The 20,869-nt window shown below is 67.5% G+C and carries 22 protein-coding genes; 9 read left to right on the forward strand and 13 right to left on the reverse strand.

Translation table 11 applies throughout. From position 1 onward, the window contains the following. Nucleotides 1-75: 75 nt before the first annotated feature. Nucleotides 76-804, forward strand: a complete 729-nt coding sequence (locus A5681_RS08565; protein ID WP_067272432.1) for a DUF2652 domain-containing protein — start codon at nt 76-78, stop codon at nt 802-804. Here A5681_RS08565 and A5681_RS08570 read toward each other — a convergent pair. Both A5681_RS08570 and A5681_RS08575 read right to left on the reverse strand, forming a co-directional pair. Then, nucleotides 801-1,943, reverse strand: a complete 1,143-nt coding sequence (locus tag A5681_RS08570; protein WP_419866301.1) for a MalY/PatB family protein — start codon at nt 1,941-1,943, stop codon at nt 801-803. The two genes, A5681_RS08565 and A5681_RS08570, sit on opposite strands and share 4 nt — an antisense overlap. 66 nt (nt 1,944-2,009) lie before the next feature. After that, on the reverse strand, nt 2,010-3,104 hold the full coding sequence (locus A5681_RS08575; RefSeq protein ID WP_067272164.1) for a dihydrodipicolinate reductase: 1,095 nt from the start codon (nt 3,102-3,104) through the stop codon (nt 2,010-2,012). Nucleotides 3,105-3,446: 342 nt separating this feature from the next. Between A5681_RS08575 and A5681_RS08580 the strand changes: the two genes are divergently transcribed. Next, nucleotides 3,447-4,421 carry an LLM class flavin-dependent oxidoreductase gene (locus A5681_RS08580; RefSeq protein WP_067272167.1) on the forward strand — a complete coding sequence of 325 codons (975 nt, stop codon included), beginning with the start codon at nt 3,447-3,449 and terminating at the stop codon, nt 4,419-4,421. 36 nt (nt 4,422-4,457) lie between these two features. Here A5681_RS08580 and A5681_RS08585 read toward each other — a convergent pair whose 3' ends face one another. Beyond that, a complete protein-coding gene (locus A5681_RS08585) occupies nt 4,458-5,243 on the reverse strand; it encodes a spirocyclase AveC family protein (RefSeq protein ID WP_067272169.1) in 786 nt (261 codons plus the stop codon). Nucleotides 5,244-5,433: 190 nt separating this feature from the next. Between A5681_RS08585 and A5681_RS08590 the strand changes: the two genes are divergently transcribed. Together A5681_RS08590 and A5681_RS08595 are read left to right on the forward strand one after the other, a co-directional pair. Next, nucleotides 5,434-6,087: a TetR/AcrR family transcriptional regulator gene (locus tag A5681_RS08590; protein ID WP_067272172.1), complete on the forward strand. Its 654-nt coding sequence runs from the start codon at nt 5,434-5,436 to the stop codon at nt 6,085-6,087. Between the two features lie 15 nt (nt 6,088-6,102). Then, nucleotides 6,103-7,305, forward strand: coding sequence for a cytochrome P450 (locus A5681_RS08595; protein WP_067272189.1), 1,203 nt, complete (start codon nt 6,103-6,105; stop codon nt 7,303-7,305). A gap of 137 nt (nt 7,306-7,442) precedes the next feature. Here the strand turns inward: A5681_RS08595 and A5681_RS08600 are convergent, their stop codons facing one another. The 6 genes from A5681_RS08600 to A5681_RS08625 form a co-directional block, all read right to left on the reverse strand. Beyond that, nucleotides 7,443-8,429 carry an alpha/beta fold hydrolase gene (locus A5681_RS08600; RefSeq protein WP_067272435.1) on the reverse strand — a complete coding sequence of 329 codons (987 nt, stop codon included), beginning with the start codon at nt 8,427-8,429 and terminating at the stop codon, nt 7,443-7,445. 101 nt (nt 8,430-8,530) lie between these two features. Next, a complete protein-coding gene (locus tag A5681_RS08605) occupies nt 8,531-9,025 on the reverse strand; it encodes a lipoprotein LpqH (RefSeq protein ID WP_067272437.1) in 495 nt (164 codons plus the stop codon). Nucleotides 9,026-9,109: 84 nt separating this feature from the next. Then, the gene (locus tag A5681_RS08610; RefSeq protein ID WP_067272439.1) at nt 9,110-9,841 is read right to left on the reverse strand and encodes a hypothetical protein; all 732 of its coding nucleotides are present in this window, start codon (nt 9,839-9,841) and stop codon (nt 9,110-9,112) included. Then, entirely contained in the window at nt 9,841-10,710 is an 870-nt protein-coding gene (locus A5681_RS08615) for a TIGR03619 family F420-dependent LLM class oxidoreductase (protein WP_067272191.1), read from the reverse strand. The genes A5681_RS08610 and A5681_RS08615 overlap by 1 nt, the downstream gene beginning before the upstream one ends. Continuing rightward, complete coding sequence (locus tag A5681_RS08620; protein ID WP_067272194.1) at nt 10,707-11,489, reverse strand: SDR family NAD(P)-dependent oxidoreductase; 783 nt, start codon at nt 11,487-11,489, stop codon at nt 10,707-10,709. The genes A5681_RS08615 and A5681_RS08620 overlap by 4 nt, the downstream gene beginning before the upstream one ends. Before the next feature lie 7 nt (nt 11,490-11,496). Continuing rightward, nucleotides 11,497-12,294, reverse strand: coding sequence for an alpha/beta hydrolase (locus tag A5681_RS08625; RefSeq protein ID WP_067272196.1), 798 nt, complete (start codon nt 12,292-12,294; stop codon nt 11,497-11,499). A gap of 123 nt (nt 12,295-12,417) precedes the next feature. Here A5681_RS08625 and A5681_RS26425 point away from each other — a divergent pair, with 123 nt between their 5' ends. After that, the gene (locus A5681_RS26425; RefSeq protein ID WP_231996254.1) at nt 12,418-13,269 is read left to right on the forward strand and encodes a hypothetical protein; all 852 of its coding nucleotides are present in this window, start codon (nt 12,418-12,420) and stop codon (nt 13,267-13,269) included. Nucleotides 13,270-13,273: 4 nt separating this feature from the next. On the opposite strand, the gene A5681_RS08635 is transcribed toward A5681_RS26425, so the two are convergent. After that, complete coding sequence (locus A5681_RS08635; protein WP_067272198.1) at nt 13,274-14,125, reverse strand: sulfurtransferase; 852 nt, start codon at nt 14,123-14,125, stop codon at nt 13,274-13,276. Nucleotides 14,126-14,345: 220 nt separating this feature from the next. Here A5681_RS08635 and A5681_RS08640 point away from each other — a divergent pair, with 220 nt between their 5' ends. The 3 genes from A5681_RS08640 (at nt 14,346) to A5681_RS08650 (ending at nt 15,879) form a co-directional block, all read left to right on the forward strand. After that, nucleotides 14,346-14,684, forward strand: a complete 339-nt coding sequence (locus tag A5681_RS08640) for a hypothetical protein (protein ID WP_067272444.1) — start codon at nt 14,346-14,348, stop codon at nt 14,682-14,684. Between the two features lie 75 nt (nt 14,685-14,759). Further along, nucleotides 14,760-15,191, forward strand: coding sequence for a hypothetical protein (locus A5681_RS08645; RefSeq protein ID WP_067272447.1), 432 nt, complete (start codon nt 14,760-14,762; stop codon nt 15,189-15,191). Then, nucleotides 15,175-15,879 carry a TetR/AcrR family transcriptional regulator gene (locus A5681_RS08650; protein WP_067272200.1) on the forward strand — a complete coding sequence of 235 codons (705 nt, stop codon included), beginning with the start codon at nt 15,175-15,177 and terminating at the stop codon, nt 15,877-15,879. The genes A5681_RS08645 and A5681_RS08650 overlap by 17 nt, the downstream gene beginning before the upstream one ends. On the opposite strand, the gene A5681_RS08655 is transcribed toward A5681_RS08650, so the two are convergent. From A5681_RS08655 to alsS, 3 genes are all read right to left on the reverse strand, one after another. After that, the gene (locus tag A5681_RS08655) at nt 15,880-17,022 is read right to left on the reverse strand and encodes a glycosyltransferase (RefSeq protein ID WP_067272204.1); all 1,143 of its coding nucleotides are present in this window, start codon (nt 17,020-17,022) and stop codon (nt 15,880-15,882) included. Between the two features lie 91 nt (nt 17,023-17,113). After that, on the reverse strand, nt 17,114-17,905 hold the full coding sequence (gene budA / locus A5681_RS08660; protein WP_082968270.1) for an acetolactate decarboxylase: 792 nt from the start codon (nt 17,903-17,905) through the stop codon (nt 17,114-17,116). Nucleotides 17,906-17,910: 5 nt separating this feature from the next. Beyond that, entirely contained in the window at nt 17,911-19,593 is a 1,683-nt protein-coding gene (gene alsS, locus A5681_RS08665) for an acetolactate synthase AlsS (protein WP_067272208.1), read from the reverse strand. A gap of 88 nt (nt 19,594-19,681) precedes the next feature. On the opposite strand from alsS, the gene A5681_RS08670 reads away from it, so the two are divergent. Then, nucleotides 19,682-20,851 (forward strand): aromatic ring-hydroxylating oxygenase subunit alpha, encoded by a 1,170-nt coding sequence (locus A5681_RS08670; protein ID WP_419866300.1) that lies wholly within the window; start codon nt 19,682-19,684, stop codon nt 20,849-20,851. Nucleotides 20,852-20,869 lie beyond the last annotated feature (18 nt).

The raw sequence follows: 20,869 nt of genomic DNA on the forward strand, positions 1-20,869 counted from the left end.
TCGCGACAACGCGAGTTCGTCTAGTGGGAGATTTCGTTGGGCTGGACGTCTTGTGGACATTAAACTGGCTTGCTCATGGCGATTCGGCGCGCGGTCCTCCTCATCGCGGATATCGGCGGCTACACCCACTACATGCAGTGGAACCGGATGCACCTGGCCCACGCGCAGTTGACGGTGGCGGGCCTGCTGGAGTCGGTGATCGACGCTGGCAAAGGCCTGAAGCTGGCCAAGCTCGAGGGTGACGCCGCCTTCTTCTGGGCGCCCGACGGTGACGCCAAAGTGCTGGTGTGTGACCGGCTCTCCCGGATGCGGGAGGCGTTCATCGCGCGGCGGGAGCGCTTTAAGAAGGACCTCGCCTGCGAGTGTGCGAGTTGCGCGCAGTTGGACAATCTCTCGCTCAAATTCGTCGTCCATCAGGGTGAGGTGGCCGAACAGCGGGTGAAGCGCCACGTGGAACTCGCAGGCTTCGACGTCATCCTGGTGCATCGAATGCTGAAAAACATGGTCCCCGTGGTCGAATACGTCCTGATGACCGATCCAGTCGCGGAGTGCCTCGACGAGCCGATCCGCTCGCTGTGCACACCGCTGACCCACGTCTTCGACGACATCGGGGAAACCCCGACGCACTACATCGACCTCGCGGTCTCCCAGGTTTCCCTCGCGCAACCCGAGTCCAGCTTCTTTCGCCGGTTCGGGGCGACGATGAAGCTGGAGTTGAGCTCGCTGCCGTTCGTGCTCGGCTTCAAGGAGCCCGCCGACGGCTTCCGCAACCTGGGCCGCGGCGTCGAGGAGATTCCCGCCTAGCGGGCGTCGCCGAGGGCCCGGCCCATCCGCGACACGGCCTCGGTGAGGATTGCCGGCGAGGTCGCAAAGTTCAATCTGACATGGCCGGCGCCGCCGGTTCCGAAGACGTGGCCGGAACTGAGCGCTACCCGAGCGTGGTCGAGGAACCACCGGGCGGGCCCGGACAGGTCGGCGACCACCGCCAGTCCCACGGCCGCCTCTTCGGCGAATCCCAGCTCGCGACAGTCCAGCCAGGCGAGGTAAGTCCCTTGCGGCCACTGATATTTCACGCCCGGTAGGTGCTCGGCGACCAGATCACCGAGCAGCGTTCGGTTTTGGTCGAGGCCGCGCAGCAGTGCGTCGAGCCAACCGCCGCCGGTTCGGAATGCTTCGGCATGGGCGATGACGCCGAAGTGGCTCGGTCCGTGGCTGACCTCCTCGGGCATGCGGTGCAGGTCGGCGACGGCCTCCGGTCCGGCGATGGCGAGCGCCGCCTTGAGGCCGGACAGGTTCCAGGCTTTGGAGGCGGATGTCAGGGCGAAGGCGTTCTCCGCTCCGGGCACCGTCAGATATGGCGTGAAGCGTGCGCCGGGCAAGACAACGGGCGCGTGAATCTCGTCCGACACCACCCGGACATCGAACCGGCGGGCCAGCTCGGCGACGGCGCCGAGTTCCTCGGCCGTGTGCACCGTCCCGGTGGGGTTGTGCGGATTGCACAGCAGGTACGCGGCTTTGCCGCCTTCCGCACGGGCTCGCGTGAAGGCTTCCGCCAAGGCGTCCAGATCGATTCGCCCGTCCGCGGCCAGCGGCGCCTCGATGATCCGGCGGCCGTCGTGCGACACGAACGCGTAGAAGGGCGCATATACCGGCGGGTTGACGATCACGGCATCGCCCCGGTCGGTGACCAAGCGCAGCACCTCAACGGCGCCGAGCATGACGTCCGGGACGATCGCCGTGCGGGGGACCTGAAGGTCATGCCATTGCCAACGGCGCGAGGCGAATTCACTCACCGCTTCGGCGAAGGCGGTGCCGGACGGGTACCCGGTGTCACCGATGTCGATGGCCCGCCGAAGGGCGTCGGCCACCGTCGGGGCCAGGTTGACGTCCATCTCGGCAACCCACAGCGGGAGCACGTCGTCCGGGTGTGCGCGCCACTTCATGCTGGTGCGCAACCGGAGCTGTTGCAGCGTGAGTTCCTCGAGTGGGTTAAACGTCACTCGGGCAGACTAGGTGGCGAACGCGTGCTTTGGAATCGTCAGGGGCAGGTCGATCGAACTCATCAGCCCGGGTTCGGCGGCAACGACATACGGGACGGCGTTGACCACGCGCATCGCGGTGGCGACCATCGCACCGGCGCCGGAAGTCATCCCCGCCACCCCGGCCTTACGCGGGTCCTTGAGCGTCGCCGCCATCGTGCAGTCGATGTCGGGGTCGCCGCTGATCATCACCCGGTAAGACAGATCGCCGATCCCGGTCGGCCAGTCCGGGGCCACGTCATGGGCCAGCCGGGTGATGTGCTCGATGACGATGGCTTCGCGGCCGTCGACCACCCCGATCGCCCGCATGCGCAGCGCACCGCACGTCCCCGCCTCGACGGTGCCCATGGCGACCTCCAGTGTCCGGTTTGTGACCGCGCGGTCGAAATATTCGCGGACCTCTTGGATTTCGACACCGAGTGCGTCGGCGACCAACCGGAGTTGGCCCTGCCATTCGCCGGCGATCGCCCCCGGAAAGCCGATCCACGGCTGGTAGTCGAGCGACCGGCCGAATCCCAATGCGTCACTCATGATGTCGGGGACGCCGTAGTCGTCGTACAGGCCGATCTCGAACGCGTGGATCTTTTCGATGGACGACGACTGGGTGGACAACACCAGCGGCAGGTAATCGGCGGCGAAGCCGGGCTCGATCCCCGACGCGTAGAGCGAGACCTGGCCTTGCTTGGCGGCGGCGACGAGCTGGTCGCGCCATTCCGCGGGCTCGTAGGCGTGCGGGTTGACCAGCCGGGTGGTGCTGGTCGTGACGACGTTGATGCCGGACTCGAGCAGCCGGACGTAGTCGGGGACGGCCAGCGCGTCGCGCTCCGGGCCGCTGGCGGCGTAGATGACGCAGTCGGGCTTCAGCGCGATCAGTGCGTCCGCATCGGTGGTGGCGGCCAGACCGATCGGCTCGCCGTTGGCGAGTTCGCCGGCGTCCCTGCCGTCCTTCTCCGGCGAATGCACCCACACACCGACGAGTTCCAGATTCGGGCGACGCTGGACGGTGCGGATGGCGATCGAGCCGATGCCGCCCGTCGCCCACACCACCACGCGGTGAGTAGTCATCTCGTCCTCCTCGGGTGGCGTGCGTGATGAAAGCTGGCGCGGCCGTTGCCCTTACGACCGCAGGTAGCCCGGTAATGCCCAACGTCCGATTCGGAAGCTAACAGCGCGCGGCCGCGCGGTCAAGGGTTTAAGAGAGCGCGCACTATCTTAAAGAACAAATCTTAGGTAACGCTGGACGATGTGAGGACCGACCGGCCTTCGGTGCGTCGTCACGCGATTCCGTATGTCGTCGACGCCCCGGGCCGGCCGAGCTCGCCGGACATCCCGACGACGCTGCGGCTTTACGCCTTCGACTGAACGTGTAACGTGCAGCGCAGAGATTAGGCCTCCTAGGAGTCTGTCGTGTACACACTGCGCTTCGACATGCGTGATCCCGAATGGGCCGCGCCGCCAACCGATCTGTACGCCGCGGTGCCGGAAATGTGCGCCTGGGCCGAGGAACACGGCGGTCTGGCCGCCGTGCTCTGTGAGCACCACGGGTCCGAGGACGGCTACCTGCCGTCACCGCTTCTGCTGGCCTCGGCGGTGGCCGCTCGAACGCAGCGCCTGGCCCTGAGCCTGATCCTGATTCTCCCGTTCTACGAAACCGTGCGTCTCGCCGAAGACATGGCGGTCCTCGACATCATCAGCAACGGGCGGGCGTCCTACATCCTGGCTTTGGGCTACCGCCCAGAGGAGTTCGAGCACTTCGGTGTGCCGATGAAGACGCGCGGCCGCCTCTGCGACGAGAAACTCGCGCTGTTACGGCGACTGCTTGCCGGTGAAACCGTCGTCGAAAACGGACGGCGGATCACCGTCACACCGCGCGCGCTGACGCCCGGCGGGCCGGGACTGATGTGGGGCGGAGGCACGTTGGCGGCGGCGCGCCGGGCCGGCAGGTACGGCCTGGGCATGCTGGGCAACGCCAACGCACCGGGCATGCAGGAGGCCTACGAGGAAGCCTGCCGCGAGCACGGCCATCAGCCCGGGCCCACCTTCTTCCCCGACCGCAACACGCCCTCGGTCGTCTTCGTCGCCGACGACGTGGACCAGGCGTGGAAGGAGATCGGCGAGCACCTGCTCCATGACGTGCGCACCTATGCCGCGTGGAATCCCGGTGACGAGACGACGGCCGGCTTCAGCCACGTCAACACGGTGGATGAGTTACGTGCGAGCGGGACGTCGCACGTGATTATCTCTGTGCCCGAGGCGGTCTCGCGGGTCCGCGCCGGCCAGGTGCTCAACCTGTCGCCGCTATGCGGCGGGCTGCCACCGGACATCGCGTGGCGGTATCTCAAGCGCGTGGGCGAGGTTGTGCTGCCGCAGGCTCTCGGGTGACTTCGCCGAGCCGCATCCGAACGCCGAGTTGCGGCCCTACTCGGGTTGGTTCGGCACGCCCGGAAACAACTGCTCCGCCGGGCCCGCGGTCACCCAGCCGCCCAGCTTCGTCACCAGGTGCGGCGCGAAAACCGCGCCATAGAGCACGTTTCCGACGACGACCACCGCGGCGACGGACAGCATCGCCGAGCCGAGGCGGCTCTTCGACCTATGGTCGGCCCACATTTCGATGACGTTTCGTCCTTGCGGGTCGGTGCGGCCGAGCAGGTAAGTGAACACCATCATCTGGATGGCCATCGCGAGGGAGTCATAGAGCGGGTACTGATGCACCGTCCCCTCGCGGATGGCCAGCCCCGGAATCACCCGCCCGTAATAGAACACGCCGAGCTTGGCGCCCAGGAACCCGTTGAAGAAGAGCGCCCAGCAGAAGCCGACGACGAGGCCGACCACCAAAAGCGTTGGCGGCCTTCGCCAGCCGAAGCGTGCGCTCAACCATCGCCCGAGCGCGGTGCCCGTCACCGCCGGCAGCACGAAGTAGGAGATGTAGCCGATGGGAACGAACAGCGGCAGCCCACCCCACGTCACGTTCAGCGGCCACCAGGATGGCATGCGGGGGATGGCCGGCGGGAACTGTGCGTACATCGCCCAGTCGTAGGGCGCCTCGATCCACGAGAACGATATCGCCGAGATGCACAGCAGCAGGAGCGGGTGCAGACGGCGCTGACGAACGCTCAGGAACGCGCCCAGGGCGGTGAAGCCGATGCCCCCGACGAGCGCGAAGTCGCTGGCCGCCTGCATCACGGGCGTCATCTGGGAGCTCACCGGCCGTTCCCCGGGGTCCGGCGCGCCTGCGGGTCAAAGCGCAGCACCAGCCCGAAGATTAGGACGATCAACCCGAACAGGGTGCCCAGCATGATGACAGCGCCCACGGTCGCACACCTTTCGCCCCTCGACTCTTTAGATAGTGCACACTATCCTAAAGTCAGTCAACCATCCGGATAGGAGCCGAACCGTGCCCCAGCGGCCACCCACGAAGCGCGGTCCGCCGGCGGCGGCGTCGCGTCGCCCCCGCGGCGCTCCGCGGGGGCTGCTGCTCGACGCGGCGCGGGCCCGTTTCGCCCGCCAGGACTACCGCAGCACGACGACACGTGAAATCGCCCAGGCCGCAGGCGTTACCGAGCACCTGCTGTTCCGCCACTTCGGTTCGAAGGCGGCCCTGTTCCGCGAGGCCCTGGTGCTGCCCTTCACGACCTTCGTCGACGAGTTCGGCCGGACCTGGCAGTCGGTGATCCCGGAGGAGACCGACGAGAAGGAGCTGGCGCGACACTTCGTCGGGCAGCTCTACGACGTGTTCGTCGAACACCAGGGTCTCCTGTTGACGCTGATGGCGTCGGAGGCGCTGAGCGAGGAGGAGAAGGCCGACGCCGGCATCGCGGAGATCAGGGAGGCGATCAGGGCGCTCGGTCAGATCAGCGCGGAGGGCATGCACCTGCGGGGGCTGCGGTCGGACCATCCCGACCTGCCCGCTCACTCGACGGTGGCGATGATCGCCGGCATGGCCGCGTTGCGCTCCACCTATTTCGGCACCAGACCGCCGTCGCGAGAGGTCATCGTCGAAGAGCTGGTCCAGGCAATCCTGCACGGCTTCCTGCACCGAAACGACTGAGCGAAGGGATCCAAAATGTCAGGTACCAGCGTGGTCGACTTGTACTACGACCCGTTCGACTCCGGCATCGACGACAACCCGTACCCGGTGTGGAAGCGCATGCGCGACGAAGCGCCGCTCTACTACAACGAGAAGTACAACTTCTACGCGCTCAGTCGCTACGAGGACGTGGCGCGCGAATTGCCGAACTGGCAGACCTACCGCTCCGGTCGCGGGACCACGGCCGACATCCTGTTCGCCAATATCGAAGTGCCACCGGGGATTCTGCTGTTCGAGGATCCTCCGCTGCACGACCTGCACCGCCGCCTGCTGTCTCGGGTATTCACGCCGCGCCGCATGCTGGCCGTCGAGGACCTGGTGCGCGGCTTCTGCGTCCGGGAGCTGGATCCATTGGTGGGCGCCGGCGGGTTCGATTTCATCGCCGATCTCGGGGCGATGATGCCGATGCGCACCATCGGGTACCTGTTGGGCATTCCCGAACAGGATCAGGAAAAGATCCGCGATCGCGGTGGGGCGTACATCGAGTTGTCCGAGGAGCGCGACCCCGCCGCGGTGAATGCGAAGCTGTTCGAGGAGAGCATCGTCGTGTTCGCCGAGTACATCGAGTGGCGGGCCGATCACCCGTCCGATGACCTGATGACCGACCTGCTGCGGGCCGAGATCGACGAACCCGATGGCACGCGACGGCGCTTGTCGCGGACCGAGGTGCTGGCCTACACCGCCATGATCGCCGGCGCCGGGAACGAGACCACCGCGCGGCTGATCGGTTACATGGGGCAGCTGTTGTCGGATCATCCGGATCAGCGCCGCGAACTCGTGGCGAACGCGTCGCTGATCCCCGGCGCCGTCGAGGAGACCCTGCGTTACGAGCCGCCGTCCCCGGTGCAGGCCCGGTATGTCGCCCAGGATGCCGAGCTCTACGGCACCGTCGTGCCCGAAGGCTCATACATGTTGCTGCTCAACGGTTCCGCCAATCGCGACGATAGACATTTCGACGACCCGGACCGCTACGACATCCACCGCCAGGGTGGCCACCTGAGTTTCGGCCAGGGCCTGCACTTCTGCCTCGGCTCCGCGCTGGCCCGGATGGAGGGCCGGGTGGCCCTGGAAGAGGTGCTCAAGCGTTGGCCGGACTGGGAGGTCGACTACGGCAACGCCCAGCGGGCGCACACCGCGAGCGTGCGCGGCTGGGCTCGCCTACCCGTCGTCACGGGCTAGGGCGGGCGCGGCGGTGGTTCCCTCCTACGCCCGGCCAGTGTGCCGAGTGTGAAGTTAGCTTCACGCTGGCCGTCGAGTGTGAAGCTAACTTCACACTCGACGGGGTGAGCGCGCGGCCGGCCGCACACTCGGCGAGATCAAGCGCTCTGGTCGACCAATACCGCGCCGTCGGGCTGGTTGCCCAGCGTCTGCAGCGGGAGATCCCCGCCCTGGGCGGTGAGACGAACGATCTCGGCCAGCTGCCCGGGGGCGTCGCACTGCAGGTAGTGATCGGCGCCCGGCACCACCCAATACCGGTTGCGGCCGGGTTTGGTCTTCAGATAGGTCTGCCAAACGTGGTTGGGGACGCGGAGCGGGGCGACGTTGTCGTGCAACCCCCACACCACGGTGGTGTTGATCGGACTCTTGGAAAGCGCCTCCAGCCAACCGGTTTCGTCCGCGGCGCGCTCGTTGAGGTATTGAATGGTGTCGGGCAGCACGCGGATTCCGTCATTGTGGGCGAAGCATTTCGCCAACGCGGCGATCTCGGGGTCGTCGAGTGTTCGCCGCGGCATGAAGGTGCTGGCGCCCAGGCCGGCGGCCAGCATCTCCGGCGTCGTCGCCGCCGCGGTGGGCCGCCCGGTCGCGGGATCGAGCAGCGCGGTCTGGAAGACGGTGAGGTTCGACAGCGGCAGGTAGATGTTGGCGTTCGTCACGATCAGGTCCACCGGTACGGCCGGCGGATCGAGGGCCGCCAGCATCTCCACCGCGATCATGCCGACGCTGCTGCCGCGGTCATGGGTCAGCATGCGGTAGTCGGTCAGGTTCCACACCTGGGTGATCGCGTACACGAGCAGGCGCGCGTCGTCGTAGAGCGAATAGACGTACGGCTCAGTGGGTTTGTCCGAAAGGCCGTATCCCGGGAAGTCCAGCAGGTAGATGTCGAACTCCGAGCCCAGTTCGCTCGCAAGGGCGAAGAAGTCGATGCTCGACGTCGGGAAGCCGTGCACGAGTACCAGGGCGGGCGCTCCCGGCGTGCCGCAGCGGCGACTGAACACCGCGACCTCGTGCCCGTCGTTGGCGGCGGTCGTTGACCGCCAACGCAGTTCCGTACCGCCGCTTTGCCACTCCGCGAAGATGTCCAAGCTGCCAGCATCGCAGAGGCGGTCGCGGTAGACAACCACGGCGCTAGCGGAACGTGACGACGACCTTGCCAGCGGCGTCGGCGGAACGGTTTCGCGCTGGTTCACGGGCAGGTGACATGCACTCCGAAGGTCACCGGGCGCGTGCCGCTTTGGCCGGGGGTCGATGCCTCGCCGGTTCCGGTGATCGTGTAACTCTTGCCCTGCTTGGTCGCCTGGACCTGATTTGCGGACTTGGTGGCCTGATAGGGGAGTTGGTACTGGCCGGTCGCCAGCGTCAGCGAGAGCGCGAATCCGTCGACCATGGGCGGGTTCTCGTCCGAAACGGCCAGCGACACCGACGCCGTATCGTCGTGCACGCCGATCCGGGTGGTGAGGTCTCCCGATTCCGGTGGGGAAGCATTCGGTTGCGCCGCTGAACTGCTGCATTCGACTCGCGCCGTCATGGTGTGCTTGTTCCCGTCGATCATGACGGTCGTGGTCACCGCCACAGGAGTCGAGCTCGGGGTCGACGGCGGATGGCTGTCCTTGCCGGAACAACCGGACAGACCCGCCGCCAGCGCGATCCCGGCGGCCAAGACGACGTGCCGATTCGTCATCACACCTCCTTCGCCAGCCAGGACTATAGGGCCCATTCGTTTCGGTAAGGTCTCTTTTCCCTGGCGACCAGTCAACCGATGGGTTTATCGCCAGGCTTCCCAACTCACCATGCTCCGTAGCGGTCCGGCGAACGAGGGCCGCACGGCGCCCGAGCGCCACCGGTCCTCGAGGACGGGCGCCAACGCGTCGGTAGTGGTCAGCGGGTCGGCGTCGAGGTAGACGACGGTGATGTACTGGAAGTCCGTGCGCCATCCTCGCGGCAGGTGGCTCCAACCGGTGCTGGAACCGAACGTCCACGCGCCGGCCGTCCCCGACGTGGCGAGCAGTGCCGGATGGTGTTCGGCGTGCAGCCATTGCAGCCACTCGTCCGGGCGGCGCCCGTCAACGGGTTCTTCGACGATGAGGACGACACCGCGGTGCGGCCGAAACGGCACCACCTCGGCGGAGATGAGTGCATGCGGCGCCGACTGCCACTGCAGCAGGCGCAGCCCGGCCACTTGCAGCGACGGCCGGACGACGGGGAATCGCCCGTTCTCGCGCAGCGCGCGCCCGAGCGTGACGAAGTCGTCGAAGGTTTCCTCGACGGGATCACCAACCAGGTAATGCACGGCGTTGCCGATCTCGGCCAGCGGGCCGTTTCCGGCCACCCTCTGCTGCGGATAGTCGCCGTCGGCGATCCAGCGCAACCCGTACACGATGCCCGGCAGTTGATACTGCTCCGGCATGTGATCCAGCAGGTGCCAACGCAGGTAACTGCCGTCGTCGTCGGGCGGCGCGGCGGCGGTGAGGCTGAATACACCGGCCCTGACGCGTATCACGCGGCGCCCCCGGGTTCGTGCAACTCGGCGAGCGCCTGCAGATTGTCCAGGTAATGCTGCAGCGAGGTGTGGCGAAAGACGGCGGGCACGATGGTGGCGCCGTGCGCGGCGGCTTCCGCGACGGCGTCGCGGGTGCGCTCCGGTTCGGTGATCGGATCCAGCGGTGCCGGTGGCGGCAGGATGACCTCGAATCCCGGACGAAGCTCGAAGCGGCCCAACCAGTCTCGCGCTTGACGCAGGCCCACGCTGAACGGCGCCCAGCCGTCGGCCAGCGTCACGGCGCGGCGCAGCGATCTCAACGTGCGGCCGCCGACCCAGATCGGGACGCGCTCCTGCACCGCGCACGGGTCGACGGTCATGCCGTCGAACGCGTAGAACTCGCCTCGGTAGGCGGGCTCGGGGACCGACAGCGACGCGCGCAGCGCCTTGAGCGCGTCGTCGCCGCGCGGCCCGCGATCGTCGAAGGGCGCGCCGATGAGGTCGAACTCCTCTTTGAGGCTGCCGACTCCGACGCCGAGGATGAGCCTGCCGCCGCTGACCTTGTCCAAGGTGCCATAGCGTTTCGCGATCTCGAGTGGATGGTGGTACCCGAGCACCAGGACATTGGTGGCCAACCGGATCTGGCGGGTGCGCGCGGCAAGATAGCCGAAGGTGGCCAGCGGATCCCAGTAGCGCACGCCGCGGCGGTCCGACTCGGCCGCGGGCAGCGCGATGTGCTCGCTGCAGGTCAGGTGGTGATAGCCGAGCCGATCCGCTGCTTCGGCGATTCGGGTCAGCTCCTCGATGGAGGCGTCCTTCTCCCAATCGCCGCTGGCCTTCGGGAACATCGTCACCACGGGTGTGGCCACCGAGAGTCGTGGGCTCATCCCTGCATGTACCCTCCGGCGTCGACGGGGATGGATTGCCCGGTGATGGTGCGGCTTTCGTCGCTGGCCAGGAACAACGCCAGGTTGGCGACATCCTCGGTCGTGGAGATATCTTGCAGTGCAACGCCTTTGAGGGCGCTCGCGCGCTGGTCGGCGAAGTCGACCCCCCGCTCGTCCGCGGTGCGTTGCACCCATCGACGCCACAGCTCGGTGTCGATCGCCCCGGGCACGATGCAATTGCACCGGATGCCGTGGGGGCCGACCTCCAGCGCGACCGACTTGGTGAAGGCTCGCAGCGACGCCTTGGCGGTGACGTAGTGACTCTTGCGGACGACGCCGGAATAGCCTGCCGTGGAGGAGAAGTTGAGGATCACGCCGCGGCGGCGCGCCAGCATCGACTGGTTGAGCACTTCCCGGGTGCACAGCATGGCCGCGGTGACGTCGATGGCGATCGTCGCGTTCCAGTTGTCCAGGGTCTGCTCCCAGATCCAGCGGTCTTGTCCGGGCGCGGCGGCGTTGTTGCACAGGATGTCGACAAAACCGAATTCGTCGACCGCCCGCGCCACCATGGCCGCGACGTCGCGCTCGTCGGTCACGTCGGCGCGCATCGCGATCGCTCCGGGGCCCGCGGCCCGGGCGGCGTCGCGCACGAGTTCTTCGCGCCGCGCGGCCAGCAGCACCCGGGCGCCTTCCCGCACGAACACCGAACCGAGCACCGGTCCCAGGCCCGTGCTAGCGCCGGTGATGATCGCGACCTTGCCCTCCAGCCGGCCCGTCATCGCGCACTCACCTTGCGGGCACACGTGATTCGACCCACGCGTGGATTCGTTCGGCGACGGCGAGCCACCCTGGGTCGAGCATCATGTCGTGGCTCATCTTAGGGAAGATCTCGGCGTCGGTGTGGTAGGCGGCCGCGGTTGCCCGCACTTCCTGCGGCGTGAAGCAGACGTCGTCCTCTGCCCCCAACACCAGCAGCGGGGTGGTGACGAGGTGCGGCCGGGGGAGGTGGAGCCACAGCATGTCGATCGCGATCTTCAGGGCGTACTCCTCGCAGAGTTCCGCGGCATAGCGCGCCACGTCGGCTTCGGAGTGCGACCGCGAGAAGAAGGTTTCGCGGGCCAACTCCGGTGTGGCGCCGACACCGCGCAGCGACCTCGTCATGGCCAGGCCGCTGGCGGTGTACCACGGGTGCCGCTTGAGCCTGCGGGCCAAAAACCCCAGGATGCCGCTCGGGGGTGCCGAGGCGAGCAGCACCGCGGCGGCGGCGTCGTGCGACTCCAGATACTTCTGCACCACGAAGCCACCCAGCGAGTGGCCGACGACGACCGGTCGCTCGGGCAGGCCGTCGGCAACCGCGGCGACGTCGGCCACGAAGTCCGCGATCGAGCAGAGCCGCATCGACTTGGGGGCCGGGCTCTTTCCGTGACCGCGCAGGCTGACGGCCAGCGCTCGGTGGCCCTTGTCCGCGAAGAAACCCAGGAAATGTTCGTCCCAACACCAGGCGCCGTGCCAGGCACCGTGCACGAATAGCACCGGCGGCTTGTGGGTTTCGCGGCGCGGCGTTCTCTCGATCACTTCGAGCATGAGCGGGACTCCTCGTCGGGCCGCCCCCCGGTTGGCTGCAACGCCGCTGAGATTAGCCGCTGACGTGCCCATGCAGGGCCGGAATCGGTGAAGCGACGGTGTCCGTTGGCGTTTACTGGTGCGGTGGGTGTAGGTGGCGAAGTGCGCACGCTGGTGCTGTCGGCCTTCCCGGCCGAAGCCGATGCGGTGCTCTCACACACCACGCTCGATCCCGATCCCGTGGTGATCGCCGGCCGGAAGCACTTCTACCTCGGCTCGATCGCGGGCCACAAGGTGATCGTGGCGATGACCGGCATCGGCCTGGTGAACGCCGTCGACACCACCGAGGCCGCGTTGGCCCGCTTCACTATTGGCGCGGCGGTGTTTTCGGGCGTCGCCGGTGGGGCGACGCGGACCCGGATCGCGGATGTGGCCATACCGGCGCGGTGGACACTGGACAACGGCAGCACATTTCGCCCGGTTGATCCCGCCATGCTGGCGACGGCCGAAAGGCTTTCTGTCGCACTGGAAAGCGTCGACCGGTGGATCGACCTGCGGCGGCGGCCGCAGATCGTGATCGGCGGCGACGGTTGCAGCTGGGACAACAACAACGGCGTGGCGTTCCCCTGCATCCCGAACGGCGGTGACGTCTTCGGCTGCCAGCCGCGCAGCGCGCCCGATCGGTCCTTCCGATACACCGGCAACTTTCGGCAAGCGGCGGGCCGGTGGCTGCGAAGCGCCCTGGTCAGCAACCTGAACATCGTCTCGTCCGCGGATCCGGCGTTTGATGCCACGGACATGGAAACCGCGGCCGCCCAAACGGTCGCCGACGCCCACGGTGTCCCGTTCCTCGGCATCCGCGGTATCACGGATGGGCCAGGTGACCCGCTTCACCTGCCGGGCTTTCCGTTTCAATTCTTCTGCTACAAGCGGATCGCGGCGAACAACGCCGCCCGGGTCACCGCCGCCTTCCTGCAGAGTTGGGGCGGCGCCTGATCGTTCACTCGGCGCCGACGGCCACCGCGCGCCCCGGGTCCGAGCACCACTCGGACCACGAGCCGGGGAACAGCGCCGCCTCCACGCCGTGCGCCGCGAGCGCGGCGACCGTGACGCTGGCCGTCACGCCCGAGCCGCAGTAGGCGCCCAAAGCGCCGTCACGGATCCCACGCTCGGCGAGCAGCCGGGTGAGCGCGTCACCGCCGACGAACGTGCCGTCGTCGTCCAGCACGGCGGTGCTCGGCAGGTTCGTCGCGCCGGGGATGTGCCCGGCCGCGGGGTCGAGCGGTTCGACGTCGCCGCGGAAGCGTTCGGGCGCCCGCGCGTCGAGCATCGTCACACCACCGGCGCCCGCCTGCTCGGACGTCAGGGTAGGCCGGCTGCCCGCGTATAGATCGTCATGCGGCACAGTCACATTCCCGGATTGCGGTGTGACCCCGCCGGTTTCGAGGCTCCGGCCGGACGCGCGCCAGGCGGCCAGGCCGCCGTCCAGGATGCGCACATCAGGCAGCCCGGCCGCCGTCAACACCCACCATGCGCGCGCCGAACCGGCGCGATTCCAGTCGTCGTAGACCACCACCGCTGAGTCCTGCCGGACGCCCCACCGGCGTGCCGCGGCCTGCAGGTCGCTCCCCGACGGCAGCGGGTGGCGGCCGCGACCGGCGACCGAGTGGTCGCTGAGCTCATCCTCGAGCGACGCATACACCGCCCCCGGAAGGTGGCCCTCCAGGTAGGCGGGCCGTCCGTCGGGCTCGTCGATCCGCCACCGCACGTCGAGGATGGCCAGCGGGGCGCCGGCGTCGATGAGGCCCGCCAACTCCGTGACGGTGATCAGAACCTGGTCTCGGGGTGCCACCGACTCAGCCTAGCGGCCGGGCAAAGCGGCCTCGCTCAGCAAAGCAGTGGCGTAGCGTCCCACTCAGTAAGACCGCGGATGGAGCAAAGTCATGGCGCGCATCGGCTATGGATTAACCGGGTGTCTCGCGATCGCGTCGGCGCTGCTGACGGCCGCGCCCGCCGAGGCGATACCAAACACCCGCTGTGTCCTTTCGACATCCGTCCAAGAGGTGCAGCATGTGTCCCAGCTGCCCCCGGAACTCCTCAAGCTTCTACCGCCGATGGCCGACATCGGTGCACCCTTCAACGCGACGGACGCGGTCAGCGATCCGACGTTGCCCTTCCGGCGGTTGATCCGCGCCGGCAATCACGACGCCGACTGGTTCGTCTGGTACGAGCACGGCGGTGTCGGATACTCCTGGCAGGCGGTGGTCGCTCGGGTCGCGCCGGGCGGCGCCCCGACGGTATTGGCCAACGCCGGGACTATTTCCGACACGTTGTGCAGGCTCACCGACGGCGCCTTCACCGGTGCGGTTCCGCCGTACCCGCCGGGATCGTGGGCGGCCGCCGACTTCTGAAAACTTTACCGACCGACGGTCTGGCATACCGACCACCGGTCGGTTATCCTCGGTGCAGGCCAGGGAGGTGGCGCAATGAGTGCATCCGAGCAATCGCAGACCCGAACCCGCATGTTCGCCCGCGTATTGGGCCCCTACATGTCGATCGTGCCGACCACGATCGCAATCCGCGGTTCATACATGCAGGAACTATTCACGGAGTTCAAGGCAAATCCCATGTGGCCGTGGCTGTATGGAGCCATCTTGTTGATGGGCGGCATCTTCATCATCGCCTTTCACCAGTATTGGCGCGGCCTGGCGGCGATCGTCGTGTCGGCCGTGGGCTGGTTTTTCTTCATCCGTGGTCTGCTGTTGCTGACCCTGCCACGGGCCTACGACGCGGCCGGCAACGCCATCTACAGTTCGGGCGCGACTGCGGCGCTATGGGTGTTGTTCCTCTTCCTCGCCTCCGTCGGGCTGTACCTGACGTACGTCGGTTGGAAGCCCGAGAGTGCCTCGGGTAGTTAAGCATCCCGACGTCCGCCGCGCGGATCTGCTCGATCGGGCGGCGGCGCTGTTTCTGCGTGACGGATATGACAACGTCAGCCTCAACGATCTGATCGCCGATGCGGGTGTCTCCAAAGGGGCCTTCTACCATTGGTTTCCATCGAAGGACGCGTTGATCGCGGCCTTGGCGGAGCGCAGCGCGCGGGCCGCGTTCGCCGGCGTGGAGGACGCGGTTGCCGCATGCGGCGGTGACGCGCTGGATCGTCTGAACGCCTTGCTGCGGAGCGGGTTTGAGGTCAAGATGCAGATGAATGTGTCGGAGCAGCTGGCCGCGATGGCGTCATTGCTGCGGCCCGACAACGCCCATCTCTACGCACGGATAACCGCGGTCGACGAAGCGCTGGTCCTGCCCCTGCTGACGCGCCTGATCGAAGAGGGGGTCGCCGAGGGTGTCTTCGACACCTTCGATCCCGTGGGCGTCGCCGATATGATCTACGGCCTTGCCGCGCGCACGAATTCCACCATCGTCGCGGTGTTGCAGGCGCCCGACGAGTCCGCCCGGGAGCGCGCGATCGACAGCATGACAAAACGATTCAGACTGCACGGCTTGGCCATCGACCGCATCCTCGGGCTACCCGACGGAAGCGTCACCACGCTCACGCGAGCACAAGTCGAAGCGCTGGTCGCCGCGCTGCCGAGAACCTACTAGCTACGCGGTGTGTTCGGCGTCGCCGGGGTCGTCCAGAGTCGGTGCCCCCAGCGAGGCCAGCATGCCCGTCGCCGCCCGATGCCAGGTGAAATCCTCGGCGCGGCGGCGCGCGGAGACGCGGCGATGGTGCTCGGGACGGCTGGTCACGGCGCTGACCGCTCGGGCGATGGCCGCCGGGTGGTTGTCCGCGGAGGCGCCGCTGTCCGGGGTGATGATCTCGGTGAGCGCCGAGGTACGCGACACGACGGCCGGGGTTCCGCAGGCCAGCGATTCCAGCGCGGCCAGCCCGAACGTTTCGTGCGGCCCGGGCGCCAGCGTCACGTCGGCGGACGCGAGCAGACCGGCCACCGTGTGCCGGTCGGAGACGAAACCTGTGAAGTCCACCGGTAGTCGCGCGGCCTGGCGCTCCAGCCTGGCCCGCAACGGACCCTCGCCCACGACGACGAGCCGGGCGTCGACCCCGGCGTGGCACAACTCGCCGACGGCGTCGATGCTGCGGTCGACGCGCTTTTCCACCGACAGCCGCCCGCAATGGACCAGCAGCAGCTGCGTCGGTGCGGCCCAGCGCCGCCGCAGCAGGTACGAGTGCCGGCGCGGGTGAAAGGTCTGCAAGTCCACGCCCAACGGGACGGTCACGGTGTTCGTCGCGCCGATGCGGTCGAATTCCGCACGCGCGAAACCGGTGGTGCACACCACCGTGTCGTAGTCGGCGGCGGTGCGCGCATTGGCCAAATCGGCGAACTTCACCGCGGCCCGGTGCGGAAGTATCTGTCCCACAAGGCGATCCAGCCGCTCGTGGGAGATCATCACGGTCGTGGCCCCGTGGTCGCGGCCCCACCGGCCCAGTGACCGCAGCGTGAGCCGGTCGGACACCTCCAACGCGTCGGGCCGCAGGGCCGCCAGGAGCGCCTTGACCGGTCCGGGCAGGACCGCCCGGTACCCGCCGGTGAGGGGAATCAGCCGGGCGGGCAGGGTGATTCGGACCACACCGGTGCGCAGCTGGGTACGTTCGGCGCGGTGGCCGGGAACGATCAGGAAGACCTCGTGGCCGCCGGCGCAATATTCGGCGCCCAGTCGATCGACCGCGGTGCGAAGGCCGCCCGAACGAGGGCCGTAGAAGTTGGCGACCTGTACAACACGCATAACGTGAGGACACGCGGCGCGCGTGTGCACTCAACAATGTGGACTTGACGGTGGCCTGAACAGTCCATGAATTCCGGCGTAGCGGTCCGATTCAGCCCCCTTTGGGGCCTTCGGCCTTATTGATCCGCTCGGCGATGTCGGTGCCGGACAGCTGGGCGCCGAGGAAGTCACCGGAGGTGGGCAGGCTCAGGTGCAGTTGCGAAGCCCCGCTGACCGCGACGTCCCCGCGCTCGAGAGTGAAATCCAGGATATGGCCCCCGCCGGTGCGGTCACTGTTGAGGAAGTGCAGGTGATAGCCGGCGACCGAGATGCCCTGCTCGAAGTCGGGGGTGCGGAAGCCGACGACCGTCCCCGACACGTCGGTGAACACCTTTTCGGCCTGCTCTTCGGTGGCCTGGGTCAGCGGCGGGTAGGGCGGCTTTTGCGCCATTACCGTGCGGGTGTGCAGCTCGGCGAACTGCCCGGTGATTCGGATGGCGTAGATCAGGTTGGCGCTGGTGATCTGGCGGTCGATCGCCGCGGTCACATCCGCGCGTCCGGTGCGGGTTTGGATCGCGATCTCGAAGTCGGTGTGAAACCGGGTGACCGCCGCGAAGGGGCTGCGATCGGTTGGTGCGGCCCGGGTGGCGGTGCCGTCGGCGCGCAACCGATAGCAGACGCCGTCGAGGATGACCATCTCGCCGTCGAGGTGATTGAAGGTGCCCAGGCCGAAGTCTCCGTGGCGCAGGATTTCGGCGACGGTGACGTCGCCGTCGTACACGCCCTCCAGCAGGGCGCCGATCGTCGAGAATTGATACACCTCGGCGTCGTCCGCGCGTTGATGTGTGAGAAGCGTTGCCGCCCAACGGCGGAAGCGTTCGTAGGCGCCCGAATGTGTGTCCATGATCCTTACTCGAAGGGGTCGTCGTGCAGCTGGGCGGCGAGATCGGTGTTGTGGCTGTAGTCGACGGGGACGTCGATCAGGGAGGGGCCGTCCTCGGCCAGCGCCTGGCGCAGGGTGGTGGTGAATTCGTCCAGCGAGGTCACCCGGTAGCCACGGGCGCCGAAGGCGGCCGCATACGAGACAAGGTCGTAATCACCCAACTCCACACCGGATTTCCGGTCGTACTTCAGGAGCTCCTGGAAGCCGACCATGTCATAACTGTTGTCCCGGAACACGATGTGGGTGAACGTGAGGCCCAGATGGGCGGCGGTCGCGAGTTCCTGGGCGGAGAACAGGAATCCACCGTCGCCGGAGACGGACACGACGGGCGTTCCGGGCCGCACGAGGCAGGCGGCCATCGCCCACGGCAGCGCCACGCCCAGGGTCTGCTGGCCGTTGGAGAACAACAGCCGCCGCGGCTCGTACACCCGAAAATGGCGGGCCAGGTAGATGTAGACGGAGCCGACGTCGCAGGTGACGGTGGCGGTGTCGTCGAGTTCCTCGCGCAGCCTCAGCAGCACGGCGACGGGGTTGAGGCCCGGACCCTCGGGTGTGGTCTGGCCCGCTTGATTGTCGATGTCGCTCAACGCTTTTCGTTGCTTGGCGATCTCGCCCTGATAGGCGCCGGTCAGGGTCAGGCCGGCCAGCTTGTCGGTCAGCGATGTGAGCGTCGCCGCGATGTTGCCCAGCAATTCCACGGTCGGCTGATAGTGGTTGTCGATGTCGGCGGGGACCGAGTCGATGTGCACGACGGTGCGCCCCGCGTCGTCGTTCCACAGCACGGGGTCGTACTCGACCGAGTCGTAACCGACGGCGACCAGGACATCGGCGTGCGCCAGGACGACGTCGCCGGGCTGGTTGCGGAACAACCCGACCCGGCCCAGGAAACTGTCCTCCAGCGCGCGGGAGATCACCCCGGCGGCCTGGAAGGTTTCCACGACGGGCAGCCCGGTGGTGGCGATGAGGGCGCGCAGCGCCAGGCAGCTGTCGGGGTCGGCCCCGCGCATGCCGACCAACAGGGCGGGCCGGCGCGCGGCCCGGATCAGCTCGCTCGCCTCGGCGATCGACGCGGCGGGGGCGGCGGCCAACGGGGGAATCGGGTTGCGGCCCGGGATGCTCGCCGTGGTGGGCGCGGCCAAGACATCGGCGGGCAGGACGACGGCGGCCGCGCCGCGCGGTTCGCTGAGCGCGGCGCGAAACGCGCCGACGGTGGCCTCGGCCGCGTTGTCGGGGTCGTTGACCTCGCCGGTGAACTTGGTGACCGTCCTGAGCATTGCGGCCGCATCCATGGATTGGTGCGTGCGCTTGAGGCGATCGACGCGCCGCACCGCGCCGCACAGCGCCACCACCGGATCCTGTTCGGTGTTGGCGGTCAACAGGCCGGTGGCCAGGTTGGTGGTGCCGGGGCCGGAGGTCACCAGCACCACGCCCGGCGTGCCGGTGAGGCGCCCGATCGCCCCGGCCATAAACGCGGCGTTCTGTTCATGGCGGCACACCACCACCTGCGGGCCGGAGTCCAGCAGCGCGTCGTAGACGGCGTCGATCTTCGCCCCCGGGACGCCGAAGACGTACTGCACGCCCTGCGCCGACAGCACGTCGACGACCTGCTGCGCGCTGCGCACGGCGTCGCCGGGATTCGTGGGGGCCATCCATCCAGCCAAGCACGGGTCGCGGTGTGGTGCGACTTCGTCGCCTCGGGTTGACCATCCATGTGCATGCGGGTGTATGGTCCGAATGGTGACGATCGAGAGCGTGCGGCAGGTTGAACTGACTGAGGATCTGACGCGACGGGCACTGCGGCTTGTGCTGGACAAGACGACCGACCTGGCCGCCGACGTGTTGAGGGTGCCGCTGCACTACTACCGCGACGCCAAAGTCGCCGATATCGAGGAGACGCAGATCCTGCGGCGAACCCCGCTGGCGATCCTGCCCAGCGTGCAGATCCCCGGCCCCAACGACTTCGAAGTCCGCTCGGTGCTGGGCAGTTCGTTGCTGGTGACCCGCGACCGCACCGGGGTCAGCCACGTGTTCCTCAACTATTGCCGCCACCGCGGCGCGATGCCGGCCTGCGGCGCGGGCAACGCATCCCGCTTCACCTGTCCCTATCACGCGTGGACCTATAAGAACACCGGCGAATTATTCAGCGTCCCAGGCAAATCCGGCTTCACCGGTATGGACATCGACGACTATGGGTTGGTGGAGTTACCGAGTCAGGAGGCCTACGGCTTCATCTGGGCGGTCCTGAGCGCCGACGCGTCTATCGACGTCGATGCGCATCTGGGACCGCTGCGTTCACAGCTGGCCGAACTCGACTACGCATCGTTCGGCTATCACACGCATCGCGAGTTCATTTCCGAGGTGTCGTGGAAGGGCGCGCTGGAGGCGTTCGCGGAGGGCTACCATTTCCCGTTTGTCCACGGCGAGAGCCTGATTGGTCAGAACGCGTTGCCCAATGTGGCGATTTACGACGAGTACGGCAAGCATCACCGGCTGGGGTTTCCGTTCAACTGGATCGTCAATCTTGATGCCGATCCGAGCGGTTCGTGGGACGTGCGGGACAACATGGGGCTGATCTATTGGATCTACCCGAACCCGATCCTGGCCAACAGCAACGTCGGCGTGGAGGTCATCGACATCCTGCCGGCCGGTGCCCCGACGCGATGCACCGTGCGGCACAGCTGGCTAGCGCGCGTCCCGGCGACCAGCGACGACCAGCGCGCCGGCTACGACATGATCTATGACGCGGTGCACGCGGCGGTGCGCGACGAGGACTTCGCGATGCTGCCGCAGTGCGGCGAGGGCGTCCGCCAGGGCCAACACGATCATATGGTCATCGGCCGCAACGAGATCGGCGTGCAACACATGATCAAGGTGTTCGCCGAGGAAATCGGCGTCGCGTTGGGTTGAGTTCTCGTGCGACCATAT

It is taken from the genome of Mycobacterium scrofulaceum (genome assembly GCF_001667885.1).
GTDB classification, from domain to species: domain Bacteria; phylum Actinomycetota; class Actinomycetes; order Mycobacteriales; family Mycobacteriaceae; genus Mycobacterium; species Mycobacterium scrofulaceum_C.

Coding starts and splice junctions, on each gene's coding strand:
- A5681_RS08595 (WP_067272189.1), top strand. CDS start 6,103: ATGTCAGGTACCAGCGTGGTCGACTTGTACTACGACCCGTTCGACTCC.
- A5681_RS08615 (WP_067272191.1), bottom strand. CDS start 10,710: ATGAGCCCACGACTCTCGGTGGCCACACCCGTGGTGACGATGTTCCCG.
- A5681_RS08645 (WP_067272447.1), top strand. CDS start 14,760: ATGAGTGCATCCGAGCAATCGCAGACCCGAACCCGCATGTTCGCCCGC.
- A5681_RS08620 (WP_067272194.1), bottom strand. CDS start 11,489: ATGACGGGCCGGCTGGAGGGCAAGGTCGCGATCATCACCGGCGCTAGC.
- budA (WP_082968270.1), bottom strand. CDS start 17,905: ATGGACACACATTCGGGCGCCTACGAACGCTTCCGCCGTTGGGCGGCA.
- A5681_RS08625 (WP_067272196.1), bottom strand. CDS start 12,294: ATGCTCGAAGTGATCGAGAGAACGCCGCGCCGCGAAACCCACAAGCCG.
- A5681_RS08570 (WP_419866301.1), bottom strand. CDS start 1,943: ATGAAGTGGCGCGCACACCCGGACGACGTGCTCCCGCTGTGGGTTGCC.
- A5681_RS08655 (WP_067272204.1), bottom strand. CDS start 17,022: ATGCGTGTTGTACAGGTCGCCAACTTCTACGGCCCTCGTTCGGGCGGC.
- A5681_RS08605 (WP_067272437.1), bottom strand. CDS start 9,025: ATGACGAATCGGCACGTCGTCTTGGCCGCCGGGATCGCGCTGGCGGCG.
- A5681_RS08575 (WP_067272164.1), bottom strand. CDS start 3,104: ATGACTACTCACCGCGTGGTGGTGTGGGCGACGGGCGGCATCGGCTCG.
- A5681_RS08565 (WP_067272432.1), top strand. CDS start 76: ATGGCGATTCGGCGCGCGGTCCTCCTCATCGCGGATATCGGCGGCTAC.
- alsS (WP_067272208.1), bottom strand. CDS start 19,593: ATGGCCCCCACGAATCCCGGCGACGCCGTGCGCAGCGCGCAGCAGGTC.